8 protein-coding genes are annotated in these 15,074 nt (G+C 73.1%); 3 read left to right on the top strand and 5 right to left on the bottom strand.

From position 1 onward, the window contains the following. Positions 1–15: 15 nt before the first annotated feature. From WMF42_RS22655 to WMF42_RS22635, 5 genes are all read right to left on the bottom strand, one after another. Complete coding sequence (locus WMF42_RS22655; RefSeq protein ID WP_061612643.1) at positions 16–690, bottom strand: cysteine hydrolase family protein; 675 nt, start codon at positions 688–690, stop codon at positions 16–18. Beyond that, positions 687–2,282 carry an ABC transporter ATP-binding protein gene (locus tag WMF42_RS22650; RefSeq protein WP_437684635.1) on the bottom strand — a complete coding sequence of 532 codons (1,596 nt, stop codon included), beginning with the start codon at positions 2,280–2,282 and terminating at the stop codon, positions 687–689. Before WMF42_RS22650 ends, WMF42_RS22655 begins: the two co-directional genes overlap by 4 nt. Beyond that, positions 2,282–2,980 carry a biuret amidohydrolase gene (gene biuH, locus WMF42_RS22645; RefSeq protein WP_061610931.1) on the bottom strand — a complete coding sequence of 233 codons (699 nt, stop codon included), beginning with the start codon at positions 2,978–2,980 and terminating at the stop codon, positions 2,282–2,284. Before biuH ends, WMF42_RS22650 begins: the two co-directional genes overlap by 1 nt. Positions 2,981–3,136: 156 nt before the next feature. After that, positions 3,137–4,066 (bottom strand): ABC transporter permease, encoded by a 930-nt coding sequence (locus WMF42_RS22640; RefSeq protein ID WP_061610930.1) that lies wholly within the window; start codon positions 4,064–4,066, stop codon positions 3,137–3,139. After that, a complete protein-coding gene (locus WMF42_RS22635; protein ID WP_081426824.1) occupies positions 4,066–5,166 on the bottom strand; it encodes an ABC transporter permease in 1,101 nt (366 codons plus the stop codon). Before WMF42_RS22635 ends, WMF42_RS22640 begins: the two co-directional genes overlap by 1 nt. Before the next feature lie 418 nt (positions 5,167–5,584). Between WMF42_RS22635 and WMF42_RS22630 the strand changes: the two genes are divergently transcribed. The 3 genes from WMF42_RS22630 to WMF42_RS22620 all read left to right on the top strand — a co-directional run bounded on the left by WMF42_RS22630 (position 5,585) and on the right by WMF42_RS22620 (position 15,074). Further along, on the top strand, positions 5,585–6,571 hold the full coding sequence (locus WMF42_RS22630; RefSeq protein WP_061610928.1) for a hypothetical protein: 987 nt from the start codon (positions 5,585–5,587) through the stop codon (positions 6,569–6,571). 456 nt (positions 6,572–7,027) lie between these two features. Then, positions 7,028–9,160: a GH116 family glycosyl hydrolase gene (locus WMF42_RS22625; RefSeq protein WP_437684631.1), complete on the top strand. Its 2,133-nt coding sequence runs from the start codon at positions 7,028–7,030 to the stop codon at positions 9,158–9,160. A 148-nt stretch (positions 9,161–9,308) separates the two neighbouring features. After that, the gene (locus WMF42_RS22620) at positions 9,309–15,074 is read left to right on the top strand and encodes an MG2 domain-containing protein (protein ID WP_437684629.1); all 5,766 of its coding nucleotides are present in this window, start codon (positions 9,309–9,311) and stop codon (positions 15,072–15,074) included.

The following is a 15,074-nucleotide window of genomic DNA, read 5'->3' as shown; positions in this document are numbered from 1 at the left end:
GTCCCTCTCCGCCGATCAGAGCGCCGCGAGGACGGTGGTGGCCGGCGCGGTCCAGCCGACGATCGCCCCCTGGGCGCGGATCATCTCGAGGGTGGCCGCCTTGAACTCCGGGAAATAGCTCTCGGTGGCGTCCTCGATCAGCAGACACTCGTAACCGCGGTCGTTCGCCTCGCGCATCGTGCTCTGGACGCACACCTCGGTGGTCACGCCGGCGAGGAGGAGCTGCGAGATGCCGAGCGACGCGAGCCTGGCGTCGAGCCCCGTCCTGTAGAAGGCGCCCTTCCCCGGCTTCGGCACGACGATCTCCCCGGGCGCGGGCGCGAGCTCGGGCACGAAGTCGTTGCCGGGCTCGCCCAGGACGAGGATGCGCCCCATCGGGCCGGCGTCGCCGATGCGCATGCCCGGAGCGCCCCGGTAGCGCTTCGCGGGCGGGCAGTCGGAGAGATCCGGCCGGTGGCCCTCCTTGGTGTGGAGGATCGGCAGGTCGCGCTCGCGGAACGCGTCGAGGAGGCGGCGGACCGTCGGCACGATGCGCCGGAGCCGGCGGACGTCGTTGCCGAGCGCCGCGCCGAAGCCGCCCGGCTCCAGGAAGTCGCGCTGCATGTCGATGACGAGCAGCGCCACCGACTCCGGCCCGGCGAGGCGGAACGGGTACGGCCTCGCCGCGATCTCGGGGGCCCGCGGCGTCACGCGTGCCCCGCCATCGCGCGGCCGATCCCGGCGACGTCCGCCGAGGCGATCGGCGACTCGTGGACGACGCGGCCCTCGCTCATCACGAGGACGCGGTCGGCCATGGCGAAGATCTCGTCGAGATCCGCGCTCACGAGGAGGACGGCCGTCCCGCGGTTGCGCGCCTCCAGGATGCGGGCGCGGATCTCGGCCACGGCCGCGAAATCGAGCCCGAAGCACGGGTTCGCGGCGATGAGGAGCTCGATGCGCTCGTCGACGCCGAGCCCGAGCTCGCGCGCGAGGACCGCGCGCTGCACGTTCCCGCCGGAGAGTTCGCCGATCGGCGCGTCGACCGAGGGCGTCTTGACGGCGTACTCGGAGACGAGGCGCTCGGCCGATCGCCGCAGCGCAGCGCGGCTCACGCCCCAGCGGAGCCGGGTGAACGGCGGCGCGTCGAAGACCCGGAAGCCGATGTTCTCCGCGACGGTCATCGCCGGCACGCACGCGTTGCGCAGCGGCTCTTCGGGCAGGCACCGCACGCGGTGCTCGCGGGCCTGCTCGCGGCCGGCGGCGTACGGCGCGTCGTGGACGAGCACCCTGCCGGACCGCGCGGGGCGCTGGCCCGCCAGGACCTCGACGAGCTCCTCCTGCCCGTTGCCCGAGACGCCGGCGATCCCGACGATCTCGCCGCGATGGACGGTGAGCGTCACGCCGTCGAGCGCCGGCCGGCCGCGATCGTCGCGCGCGGCGAGCGCCTCGACGCGCAGGACCGGCGCCCCGGCGGGCGCGTCGCCGCGCGCCGCCGAGGCGCGCGCCGGCTGGGCGCCGACCATCATCTCGGCCATGGCCGCCGGCGTGAGGTCGCGGGGCCTGCCGCGGCCCGCGATCCGGCCGCGCCGCAGCACCGTGACCTCGTCGGCGAAGGCCATCACCTCGCGGAGCTTGTGCGAGATCATGAGCACGCTGATCCGGCGCTCGTCGGCCATGCGACGGAGCATCCCGAGCGCCTCGTCGGCCTCCGCGGGCGTGAGGACCGAGGTCGGCTCGTCGAGGAGGATGATCCTGCTCCCGAGGTAGAGCTGCTTCAGGATCTCGAGCTTCTGCTTCTCGCCGGCGGCCAGCGAGCGCGCGGGCCGATCCGGATCGATCTGGAACGGCATGCGCGCCATGAACGCGCGGATGGCCTCGCGCTCCGCGCGCCAGTCGATCACGAGCGGGAGCGACGGGCGCGCGAGGACGAGGTTCTCGGCGACCGTCATGTTCATGACCAGGGTGAAGTGCTGGTAGACCATGCCGATCCCCAGCGACAGCGCCTCGCGCGGGCTCCTGATGGCCAGGGCGGCGTCGCCGACCCGCACCTCGCCCGCGTCGGCGGGGTGATAGCCCATGATGCACTTGACCAGCGTGCTCTTGCCGGCGCCGTTCTCGCCGAGGAGCGCGTGGAAGCTCCCGGGCGCGACGCGCAGCGAGACGTCGTCGAGCGCGAGCAGCGGGCCGAACCGCTTCGTGATCCCGGCGGCGGAGAGCGCGGGCGGCGGCGCGGGCGGGCCGGGATCGCCCGCGGCGGCGCGGGCGGGCCTCGCCGCCGGGCTCGAGAGGACGCGCGGGGCCATCACGACGCGAGCGCCTCCAGGAGCGCGGCGGAGGTCGAGACCGCCCCGAAGACGCCGTTCTGCATCGTGATCATCTTCAGCGCGGCGGCGTGGTTGCCGGGATCCGTGGCCGCGCAGCAGTCGGCGAGCAGGAGGCACTCGTAGCCGCGGTCGTTCGCCTCGCGCATCGTCGTGTGCACGCAGACGTCGGTCGTGATCCCGGTGAGGACGAGGTTCTCGACGCGGCGCTGGCGCAGGATGAGGTCGAGGTCGGTCGCGCAGAAGGAGCCCTTGCCGGGCTTGTCGATCACCGGCTCGCCGGGCAGCGGCGCGAGCTCGGGGATGATCTCCCAGCCCGGCTCCCCGCGGACGAGCACCCGCCCGCACGGCCCCGGATCGCCGATGCCGACGCCCGTGCCGCGCCCGCCGGCGGTCCGGCGCGAGCGCCAGCGCTTGTTCGCCGGGAGATCCGAGAGGTCCGGCCGGTGCCCCTCGCGGGTGTGCAGGACGTGGAGGCCGCGGCGGCGCGCCTCCGCGAGCGCGCGCTGGATCGGCGCGACGCAGGCCCGCGTCAGCGAGATGTCGTATCCGAGCAGATCGATGTACCCGCCCTTGCCGCAGAAGTCGGTCTGCATGTCGATGACGATCAGGGCCGTGTTCTCGGGGCGGAGATCGCCGTTGTACGGCCAGGCGTAGGGGTCAGCGGCCACGTGGGTCATGCGTCGAGTCCTCCTGGGGTCCAGCGTCCGGCGTTTCTTGCGTCTCGTTGCGTCGTTTACGTCGTTTGCATCGTTTGCGTCGTTTGCGTCGTTTGCGTCGTTTGCGTCGTTTGCGTCGTTTGCGTCGGATTGCGTCCTTCGCGGGTCGTTGCGCGCTCACCGCGCGAGCGTTAGCTCGGCGGGCTGGTCAGGCAGGGTCCTTGTCGCGGAGCTCGTGGCGACCATGAGCGCCAGCGTGACGAGGTACGGCGCGGCGTTGAAGAGGTGGTATCCCCAGGTGACGCCCACGGACTGGAGCGCCGGGCCGAGCGCGCTCGCGCCGCCGAAGAGGAGCGACGCCCACAGGCAGCGCACCGGGTTCCAGCGCGCGAAGATGACAAGGGCGACCGCCATGAGGCCCTGTCCGCTCGACAGGCCCTCGTTCCAGCTCCCGGGGTAGAAGAGCGAGAGGAACGAGCCGCCGACGCCGGCGAGGAAGCCGCCGGCCATCGTCGCGCGCAGCCGGACCAGGTTCACGTCGACCCCCATCGCGCGGGCGCTGTCGGCGCTCTCGCCGACCGTGCGCAGCACGAGCCCGAGCCGCGTGCGGCGCAGCATCCAGAGCAGGAGCGGGGCGAGCGCGGCCCCGATGAGGAAGAGCGCGTTCACCTGGAGCGCGGCGCGGACCTGCGGGAGATCGCTGAAGGGGCCGAGCGAGATGGCGGGCAGGCGGGGGGCCGTCAGCTTGATGAGCGGCTTGCCGAGGAAGAAGGCGAGGCCGACGCCGAAGAGCATGAGCGCGATGCCGACGGCGATGTCGTTGACGCGCGGCTTCGAGCAGAGCCACGCGTGCAGCGCGCCGAGCGCCGCGCCGACGGCGCCGGCGGCGAGGACGCCGAGCCAGGCAGATCCGGTGAGGTACGAGGCGCCGTAGCCGCCCATCGCGCCCATGACGAGCGTGCCCTCGAGGCCGAGGTTCACGCGGCCGCTCTTCTCCGTGAGGCACTCGCCGAGGCTCACGAACAGGAACGGCGTGCTGATGCGGACGGCCCCGGCGGCGACCGCGAGGGGAATGCCCCAGAGCCCCAGCGCCCCGGCGTCGCCCATCACGCCACCGCCGAGGCGGGCGCCGCTTGCGGGGCCCCGGGCGCGCGGGCAAGGCGGAGGCGGCCGCGGAGCGCCTCGCTCGCGAGGATCGCGAGGAACAGGATGCCCTGGAGCACGCTGACCGTGGCGTCGGGGAGCTGCGCGGCGCGCTGCACCAGGCCGCCGCTCGCGCCGATGCCCCCGAGCAGGAGCGCGACAGGCATGATCGCGAGCGGGTGGTGGCGCGCGATGAACGCGACGAGGACGCCTGTGTAGCCGTAGCCGCTGACCAGCGACGCGTTGGCCCGGCCGTGGACGGCCGCGACCTCGACCATCCCGGCGAGCCCAGCGCACGCTCCGCCGAGCATGCAGGTGAGCACGACGAGGCGCCTGACCGGCAGGCCGGCGAGGAGCGCGGCGCGGACGTTGCCGCCGCTCATCGCCGCGGCGAAGCCGAAGGTCGTGCGGTGCATGAGCACGTAGCAGAGGGCGCAGGCGAGCACGCCGTAGGCGAGGCCCCAGTGGACCTCGACGCCGGGCAGGCTCCCGAGCGCGTTCTCGGCCGCGATCGGGGCGGTCGACGGCTTGTTCAGGCTCGCGGGGTCGCGCAGCGCGCCCTCGACGAGGTGGTTCAGGATCGCGACGCCGACGTAGTTGAGGAGCAGGCTGCTGATCGTCTCGCTGACGCCGCGGTAGACGCGCAGCGCGCCGGCGAGGCCCACCCAGAGCGCGCCCGCGGCGAGCCCCGCGAGGAGCATCGCGGCGAGCGCCGCGAGCGGCGGCGCGCGCCACGCCTGCGCGGCGAGCGCCGCCGACGCGGCCGCGAGCCCGCCCATGACGACAGCGCCCTCGCCGCCGATGACGATCAGGCCGAGGCGCGCCGGCAGGGCCGTGCAGAGCGCGGTCAGCAGGAGCGGCGCGGCGCGCAGCAGGGTGTTCTGGAGAGAGAACCACGTGCCGAAGGCGCCGCGGTACATCTCGTAATAGACGTTGAAGGGGTTCGCCCCCTGGGTGGCCACGAAGGCGCCGAACACGAGGAGAGAGGCCGTGATGGCCCCGACGGGGATGGCGATCGACTCGGCTGTCTCGCGCCCGAGCAGCCCGCGCGGAATGAGCTTCACCGCACCGAGGATAAGGCCTCCACTATTTCCGGTTTTTTTCGGGGACCTTGCCGGTTGCTACGACGGGGCGCGGCGAGGGCCTCACGCCGGGACGACCGCCGCCGGGCGCGCGGGCGGCGCGCCGCGCGCTGGCGTGCCGCCCGCTGCGCGCGGGCGGGGGGCGCGCCATCGGAAATACGACCGTCACGCACGCGGCGCGGCGCGGCGCCGGACGGCGCGGTGAGGGAGCAGCCCGCCGGAGCGGCGCTCTCACGTCATGACGTGAGAGCACCAGGTCGCCGAACAGGCCGGCGATGCTGTGATGTGGTGGCCGCGGCGACCGCGAACGATCCGCACAGAGAGGCCGTCGTTCATCGGGTCTCGGCCTTGCACCCTGCGGGGGCGGTCCGGTGAGCCCCGACCTGGAGGTGTCTCTGGCATGCGGTTCGGCCGATCGATCCTGCTCCTCGTGGGCGCCAGCGTCCTGACAGCGCCTCGCGCGACGGGCGCCGCCGAGCTCACGTGTTCATCGAGCGCGACCCTCGAGGCGCTCGTCGTGTGCATCCGCGACCAGATGCCCGGCAGGAGCTCAGGGGTGTTCGTGGCCCCAGGCCCGATGGAGATGGAGGCCTGGCGCAGCGTCGTCAACGCCATGATGTACGGCGCGTGCAGCTTCGTGCTCCCGTCCAGCCTGTGGCCGTTCGCGCAGGTCAGGCCGTTCCGCGACGCGGACAACGGCCGCCAGTACTGCCTGCTCCTGGAGACCGCCGACTGGAACGGGGATGGCGTCGTCGATCGGGGGTTCGGCGCGTTCATCGTGGACCCGTTCGCAGAGCGAGAGCTCAGCCATCAGGTGTCGCATCCGATCGCGGATGCAGGGACGGAGATGCAGGCCGTCACCGTCTTCAAGCGGACGAGATCCCGCACCTTCGTGATGGCCGGCGCGCACCGCGACGCGAGCCCGGACGAGCGCGGATTCCACGGAGCCTCGATGAGCTCGGACGTCGCCCACAACGCGGCGACGATGTTTCACACCACCCACGCGGCGCTCACGTCGTTTTACGGGTGGAAGCCGTGGTGGGCCGTCCAGTGGCACGGCATGGCGGAGAACACGTGCGAGAACGTGGATGTGCACCTCTCCCACGGCGTGGATGCCGCCCCCGCGGCGGGCGACAAGATCCTGGAGCTAAGGAACAACCTGCTCGCCCACCAGCCGACATGGCGGATCGGCGTCCCCGGCAGCCGGGGGTGCGCGCTCAACGCGACGACCAACGTTCAGGGGAGGCTCCTCAACGTCCCGCCGCCGAGCTGGAGCTTCGGGATCCCGGCCGCGATCCACGCCCGGCGATTCGTGCACATCGAGCAGCACCCCGGGGTCCGCGACGCGGACCGGTGGATCGCCGCGGTGCTGGCCACCTGGCCCTGAGCCTGGCCCGATCGAGCGCGCCTGGCCCTGTGCGAGAAAGATCGCCGAACGGTCGACACGCCGAAAAATCGTGTGTGATGCGATGTGGAGGGACGTTGAAGACATAAGTTCCATGACTTGATGGAACATGGTGGACATCTATTGTCCGGTGACGTGGGTCTGCATCGCGTCTATCGTCACCTCATGACATGGTCGCTCGTTCCCCAACGTGCCTTGAGCATCGCGACAGCCGGTGCCGTCCTCGTTGCAGCGACAGCCCTGTCGTGCGACGGCGCCGACAGATCGGGCTCCTCTTCGTCCGTAGCACCCTCTTCATCGTCCTCCTCGGACGGAGGTTCGGCGCCTGTCGGCGCCGGAGCAGGCCAGGGCCCTGCGGGCAGCGCCGGGTCGGGCGCCGGCGGCGCTCCTGCCGCCGTCGGTTCAGGCGGAGACGAGGGGGGCGGCCCGCCGGCGCACGTGCCGGGCGAGCCGATCTCCATCCCGGCACAGGCGTGGAGCAGGGGTATCACCGAGGGCGTTTACGAGGACGGTGCGCCCATCGGCGGCTTCGGGGCGGGCACGATCACCTGGCGGTTCGACGGCGGGTTCTACAAGGGCCGACTCGATATCGGCAGCAGCGACCTGACCGTCGACGCGAACGCAGGCTTCTTCATGTACCAAAAGGCCGGCGGCGGCGCCGCGGACACGAGGCGCCTCGACAAGGGCGGTATCGGCCAGGGCCAGGCGACGTACTTCTCGCTCTTTCCGCGATCGTGGGTCGATTACCATGGCGCGGCGTTCCCCTGCAAGGTGAAGGTGGAACAGTACAGCCCCATCATCCCGGGAGACACAAAGAAGACCAGCTATCCTGTCGGCGTCTACCGGTGGGAGATCACGAATCCGACCGGAGCGCCGTGCGACGTCGCCGTCATGCTGACATGGAAGAACGACCACGGCGGCAGCGGCGCGACGGTCCAGACCGCCGGCGACGACGTCGGCCTGGTCCTCGCGCGCGGCGGCGGGGAGGCGAGCTCCGAGGACCAGGGCGAGTTCACGCTCGCCAGTCGAAACGCGCCCGGCGTTGTCGTCTCGTACCAGTCCGCCGACAGCGTGGCGGCCCTGCAAGGCGAGCTCGCCAGCGACGGCGTGCTCGCGAACACGACAGGAGCGCACGCGCTCGGGGCCATCGCGTTCAAGGCCACCGTGGAGCCGGGGGGGCGCGCCATCGTGCCGATCGTGCTCGCCTGGGATATCCCGATCACGCAGGCGGGCTCCAGGGACAAGTGGTACCGCGCCTACACGCGCCACTTCGGGCGATCGGGGAACGCCTCGTGGGCGATCGCGGCCGAGGCGCTCGCCCATCACGAGCCGTGGCTCTGGGCGATCCAGGACTGGCAGGCCAGCGTGCTGGAGAGCGCGCGGTACCCGGAGTGGCTCAAGGGCGCGCTGTTCAACGAGCTCTACTACTACGCGATCGCGGGCACGTACTGGGAGGCGGGCGCCGCGTCGGGGCAGCCCGACGACCCGGACGAGGACATGTTCACGAGCCTGGAGTCGTACATCTACCCGTTCTACGGGACGTCGGATGTGCGCTTCTACGGCTCATGGGCGCTGTTCTCGCTCTGGCCGGACATCGACAAGCAGGAGGTGCGGCAGTTCTGCGACAGCGTGACGACGACGCGCAGCGACAGGCCGCGCGCGCTCGGCACGACAGCGCACGACTTCGGAGACACAGAGAGCGTGTTCCGCACCTGGAACGCGTACACGTACCGCGACTCCACCCGCTGGAAGGATCTCAACTCCAAGCTGGTCCTGATGGTCTACCGCGACTGGGCGCTCACCGGGAAGACCGACGCGGCGTTCCTCGACTACTGCTGGCCCGCCGTGAAGATGGCCATGGAGAAGGTGAAGAGCCAGGACGGCGACGGGGACGGGCTGCCCGAGAGCAACGGGATCGACCAGACGTACGACGACATGGATCTGCACGGCAACACCGCCTACTGCGGGAGCCTCTTCCTCGCGGCCAGCGAGGCCGCGCAGGAGATGGCGACCGCCAGGGGGGACGCGGCGCTCGCGAGCACCTACAAGGCCTGGCTCGACCTCGGCAAGGGCGGCTTCGAGGCGAAGCTCTGGACGGGGGAGTACTACAAGATCGACACGGGGAGCTCCAACACGAGCCGGATCATGTCGGACCAGCTCGCCGGCCAGTGGTACGCGCGCGCCCTCGGGCTGCCGCCGATCGTGGATGCCAATCGCGCCGCGTCCGCCTTCACGGCGATCTACGAGAACAACTTCAAGCGGTTCGACGGCGGGACGCGCGGCGTCGTCAACGTCATGACCGCCGGCGGATCGGTCGATCCGACGAGCAACCAGACGCGCGTGTGCTGGGTCGGCACGTCGTGGGGCGTTGTGGCGGGCATGATCCAGGAGGGGCTCGCCACCGAGGCCGGCGAGATCGGCGAGAGCCTTGTCAACACCATCTGGAACACGGACGCCCTGTGGTTCCGCACGCCGGAAGCATGGGAGTCCGACGGCAGGACCCGCGCGGAGTACTACATGCGCGCCACCACGCTCTGGGCCGCGAAGCACGCGTACGACATCACGCCCTAGGTCCGCCGGCCGGGCGTCCGCCTCGCGGCGCTCGCCGCGCGTCCCGGGGCTCGCAGGGTGTGTCCCGGCTGCCACATCGCGCGCCCGGCTTTCCGCGACGGACACGCCCCTTGCGCCCGCGGCATCCCCATTGCTGAGTCGCGGCGACATGCTCGTCGCCCCGCGCCTCCGGTTCGCGCCCGCCGCCCTGGCCGCCATCGCCCTCAGCCTCGCGTGCGTTCAGGGCGCGCGCGCGCCCAACGTCCCGCCCCGCGGCACGCTCGCCCCGGGCGCGCTCGACCCGGGCGGCAAGGCCGCGGAGGGGCCGTTCGCGGTGGTGTTCGGCGCGCCCCGCGGGCAGACGACGAGCCCCGCCGAGATCAGCCTCGTGTTCAACCGGCCGATGCGGCCGCTCGACCTCGCCGGCAGCGAGGCCGCCGCCCCCGTGGTCCTGAAGCCGCCCGCGCCGGGACAGTGGCGCTGGGTCGGCACGAGCGGGCTCACGTTCGTCCCTCGGGGACACCTGCCGCGCGGCACCGCCTTCACCGTCGAGGTCCCGGCGGGCACAAGGGCGCTCGACGGCAGCGCGCTCGCCGAGCCGTACGTGCTCACCTTCCGCACCGAGCTGCCGAAGGTCGCGCGCGTCGAGCCGTGGTCGGGCAAGGACGACCTCACGCCGGACGCGCGGTTCGAGCTCCGGTTCAACCAGCCCGTCGACACAGCCGAGGTCGCGCGGAGCGTGTCGCTCACGGCCGGCGGCCGCGCGGCCAAGGTGGCGTTCGACGTCCGGCGCCCCGACCCGGAGAACGAGATGCTCGCCGCGATCGTCCCGCGCGCCCCGCTGCCGCGCGACAGCGAGGTCGAGATGGTCGTGGCCCCGAGCCTCCGCGGCCGCGAGGGGCCGCTGCCGGCAGGCGAGGAGCAGCGGTTCTCGTACCGCACCTACGGGCCGCTGCGGCTCATGAGCCCGCAGTGCGATCGCGACACGCCGCAGGGGCGCTGCGCGGCCGAAGGCGGGTTCGCGCTCCTCTTCTCGAACCCCGTGCGGTTCGGGGACGCGAAGCGGGCGATCTCGGTGGAGCCCGCCGTGAAGCCGAGGTGGCCGTCGTGGCTCCAGGACGACGACTTCACGAGCCACATCCCCGTCGGCGGCGCGTTCGCGCCGGGGCGCAGCTACGAGGTGCGCGTGGCCGCCGGGCTGCGCGACAAGCACGGGCAGGCGCTCGCGGGCGCCGTCTCCCAGCAGATCGCGTTCGGCGACCGCTGGCCCGAGGCGCAGATCGGGCTGACCGGGAGCGTGTTCGAGCCGGCGCAGCGGCGCGAGATCCCTGTCGTGTCCGTGAACGTGCGCGAGCTCTCGCTCGCTGTCGGCGCGATGACCGAGGAGGCGGTGCTCGCGCTGGAGGCCGACCCGAACAGCCCGGGGCGGAGCCCGAAGATGAGCGAGATCGCGGCGCTGCCCTCCGGCAAGCAGTCCGCCCTGCGCCCGGCCGCCGCGACGAACGCGCCGGCGACGCACCTCGTGCGCGCCGCCGAGGTGCTGGGCGGCGAGGGCAAGCGCGGGCCGCTGGCGATCGGGATCAGCTACACGGCGCGGCCCGGGACGCGGCACGCGCGCACCTCCTCCCAGGCGGTGATCGCGCAGGTGACCGACCTCGGGATCAGCGCGAAGGTGTCGCCGCACGGCTCGATCGTGTGGGTGACGCGGCTGTCGACGGGCGCGCCGGTCCCGGGCGCGAGCGTGTGGATCCGGACCCCGGGCGCGCCCGCGCCAGCGGCCGTGATCACCGACGCCGAGGGGTTCGCGACCGTCCCCGAGGCGGTGTACCGGCCAGAGACGGCGTCCCGGCCGGAGCGCGGCGTGATCTTCGCGCGCGCGGGCGAGGACTGGACGTACCGCCGCGTGGCCGACGCGCTGAGCGGGTGGCGCTTCGGCGTGCCGTGGGACTTCGGCGAGGCGCGCCCGTTCGGGATGGTGTTCTCCGACCGCGGCATCTACCGGCCGGGCGACACGGTGCGCGTGAAGGGGATCTTCCGCGAGGAGGCGGCGCGCGGGACGAGGACGCCGGCCGGCAAGAGCGTCGCGTTCAAGGTCGAGGGGCCCGACGGCGAGGCGCTCGTCTCGCTGACGCCGTCGCTCGGCCCGTTCGGCACGTTCTCGGCCGACGTGAAGATCCCGGAGACGGCGCGCCTCGGCACGTACAGCCTCGCCGCCACCGTCCAGGGGGGCGAGGCGGGGTGGCCGGACGTGACGGGCAGCGTCGAGGTCGCCGAGTACCGGCCCGCCGAGTTCAAGGTGAGCGTCGAGAGCGACCGGCCGAGCTACGTGCGCGGCGACAAGGCGCGCTGGGTCGCGCGCGGCGATTACCTGTTCGGGGCGCCGATGACGAACGCGGAGGCCAGGCTCTCGGTGACGCGCGGCCCGGCCGCGTTCTCGCCGCCGGGCATCGAGGGCTTCACGGTGCGCGAGGACGAGCTCACGGACGCCCTGCGGGACCGGTCGCCGCGCGAGTACGAGGTGCAGCGCGGGGGCGACAGGCTCGACGCGGCAGGGCAGGCGTCGATCGGCGCGACGCTCGCGATGCCCGGGCAGCGCGGGACCGAGCTCGTGACGTGCGAGGCCGAGATCACCGACGTCTCGCGGCAGGCGATCGCGGGCAGCTCGACGGCGCTCGTGCACCCGGCGGAGTTCTACGTCGCGCTCAAGGAGCCCGAGCGCTTCGCGAAGGCGGGCGACGTGCTCCGGCCGGAGATCCTCGCTGTCGATCCGAAGGGGGCGCGCGTCGCGCAGGTCGCCGTCCGGCTGGAGCTCATCCAGCGGACGTGGACGCTCGCGCGCGAGGAGAGCGGCAGCGCGTACCGCAGCGTGAGCACGCCGGTCGACAAGGTCGTCGCGCGCTGCGGCGTGACGACGGCGACGTCGCCGCGGAGCTGCGAGCTCACGGTCCCGTCCGGGGGATATTACCTCCTGCACGCGACGGCCAAGGACCGCCGGGGCAACCCTGTCGGCGCCGCGACAGGCGTCTACGCGCTCGGCGAGGGCGGCGGCGGCTTCGGCGACAGCGACCAGCTCCAGGTCGAGCTCGTGCCCGACCGCGACAGCTACGAGGTGGGGCAGACAGCGCGCGTGATCGTGAAGTCGCCGTTCGCCTCGGCCGACGCGCTTGTCACGGTCGAGCGCGCCGGGATCTCCTCGCGGCGGCGGGTGAAGCTGTCGGGCGCGATGCCGGTGATCGACGTGCCGATCACGGACGACCTCCGGCCGAACGCGTTCGTCTCCGTGCTGCTCCTGCGCGGCCGCACGAGGCCGCCGCCCGCGCCGGGCAAGGGCGGGGCGGCGGGGCCCGACGTCGGCGCGCCGGCGTTCCGCCTCGGGTATGCGCCGCTCCGCGTGAACCCCGAGGCGCAGCGGCTCGCTGTGAGCGTCCGCCCGGACAAGGCGGACGCGCGGCCTGGCGACCCGATCCGCGTGGACGTCGACGTCCGCGACCGCGGCGGTCGGCCGGCCCGCGCCGAGGTCACGCTCTACGCCGTGGACGAGGGCGTGCTGTCGCTGACCGGCTACGAGACGCCGGATCCGATCCCCGTGTTCGGCGCGCCGCGCAGCCTGAAGGTCGCGACGATCGAGACGCGCGAGGCGCTCGCCCGCGTGCGCAACCCGTTCGCGGATCTCGGCGCCGACAAGGGGCGCGCGGGCGGCGGCGGCGCCGCGGGCGGCACGGGCGTGCGCCGCGACTTCCGCCAGAGCGCGTACTACCACCCCGCGCTTGTCACCGACGCCTCCGGGAAGGTGCACGCGAGCTTCAAGCTGCCCGACTCGCTCACGACCTACCGGGTCATGGCGGTCGTCGCCGCGGAGGACGATCGGTTCGGCTACGGCGAGTCGCGCGTGACAGCGAGCCAGAAGCTCATGGCGCGGCCGGCGCTGCCGCGCTTCCTGCGCGCCGGCGACGCGATTGACGCGGGCGTTGTCGTGACGTCGAAGGGGCTCGCGAAGTCGACGATCGAGGTCGAGGTCGCGGCCTCGGGGCTCACGCTGTCGGGGAGCGCGAAGCGCGCCGTCGAGCTCGCGCCGGGCGCGTCGACGGAGGTCCGCTTCGCGATGTCGGCCCCGCGGGCCGGCCCGGCGACGCTGCGCTTCCGGGCGGTCGGCGGCGGCGCCCAGGACGTGGTCGAGGTGACCCGCGAGATCAAGACGCCGATGTCGCCCGAGGCCGTCGCGCTCTACGGCGACACGACCACCGCGAGCGCGGAGCGGCTCGGCGATCTGTCCGCGATCCGCGACGACACCGGCGGGCTCACGGTGAGCCTCGCGCCGACGGCGCTCGTGGGCCTCGGCGGCGGCGTGGAGCAGCTCCTCGAGTACCCGTACGGGTGCACCGAGCAGCTCACGAGCCGCATGGTGCCGCTCCTGTCGCTGCGCGACCTCGCGAAGGCCTACGGGATCGCGCTGCCGCAGAACCTCGGGGCCGTGATCGGCAAGACGGTCCGCGAGATCCTGTCGCACCAGCGCGGCGACGGCGGCTTCGGCTTCTTCGCCGAGTCGGACCGCCCGGATCTCTGGACCACCACGTACGCGCTGTGGGGCCTCACCGAGGCGAAGCGTTACGGGGTCGCGGTGCCGGCGGACGCGGTGGAGCGCGCGATCTCGTTCGTGCGCGCCGGGCTCAACGAGGCCGGCGACGATCCGAGGCTGCGGGCGACGGCGCCGTTCATCCTCGACGTCCTCGCGGAGAGCGGCGCGCCCGACCCGGGGCGCGCGAGCCGGCTCTTCGAGGAGCGCGAGAAGCTGCCGCTCTTCTCGAAGGCGCTCCTCGCGCACGCGATGGTGATCGGCAAGAGCGACAAGGCGGCCGTGGACGAGCTCGTGCGCGAGATGGAGGGGTCGCTGCGCCTCGACGGGCCCATCGCGCGGGCCGTCCACAACCACGGCGACGCGTACGCGGTCCTCATGGACTCCGAGGCCCGCACCTCGGCGCTCGTGCTGCGCGCGCTGCTCGCCGCCCGGCCGGCGCACCCGCTCGCGCCGCGGCTCGCGGCGGGCCTGCTCGCGGATCGGCGCGGGGGCACGTGGCGCAGCACGCAGGAGACGGCGTGGGCGCTTCTCGCGCTCGATAAGTACCGGAAATCACAGGAGAAAACGGCGCCCGATTTCGACGCGCGGGTGTTCCTCGGGGAGGTCGAGCTGTTCTCGGCGCCGTTCCACGGCCCGACGACCGAGCAGGTCAAGACGTCGATCCCCGCGGCGCGGCTCGTGAGCGCCGCCGGCGCGCCGCTCGCGTTCGCCGTCGACGGGCGCGGCCGGCTGTTCTACGAGGCGCGGCTCCGGTACGCGCGCAAGCAGCTCCCGACGACGCCGCTCGACCGCGGGTTCTACATCGAGAAGTCGCTCCGCGCGATCGCGCCCGAGGACCTCGCGGCCGTCGTCGGCGGCGCGGCGCCCGCGGGCGCTGCGCCGGGCGCGGCGCCCTCGTCGCTGGCCTTCGCGGGCGGCGACCTCGTGCTCGGCGAGATCGTCGTGGTGACGCCCTCGCCGCGCGACTTCGTGGTGATCGACGACCCGCTGCCGGCCGGCCTCGAGGCGGTCGACGCGCGGCTCGCGACGTCCGCGCGCTCGCTCGACGTCGACGCGGCGGAGGCCGCGGCGTACGACCCCGACGCCGACCAGGACGATCTGCGCGCGACAGGCCGCATGTACGATCCGAGCCGCTTCGTGCGCGAGATCCGCGACGACAGGGTCCTGTTCTTCGTCGACCACATGGCCGCCGGGATGTACCGGTACCGGTACCTCGCGCGCGCCACGACGCTCGGCTCGTTCGTTGTGCCGCCCGCGCGCGCCGAGGAGATGTACAGCCCCGAGGTCTTCGGCCGGACGGGCGCCATCTCGGTCAAGGTCTCGACCCGGGGGACGGACGCGGCGGCGCGTCCGCGCTGA

Origin of the sequence: Sorangium sp. So ce176 (assembly GCF_051519835.1) — a bacterium.
GTDB classification, from domain to species: domain Bacteria; phylum Myxococcota_A; class Polyangia; order Polyangiales; family Polyangiaceae; genus Sorangium; species Sorangium cellulosum_G.
Note: the sequence above shows the minus strand (reverse complement) of the source record. Positions and strands in the feature narration are given on the sequence as shown.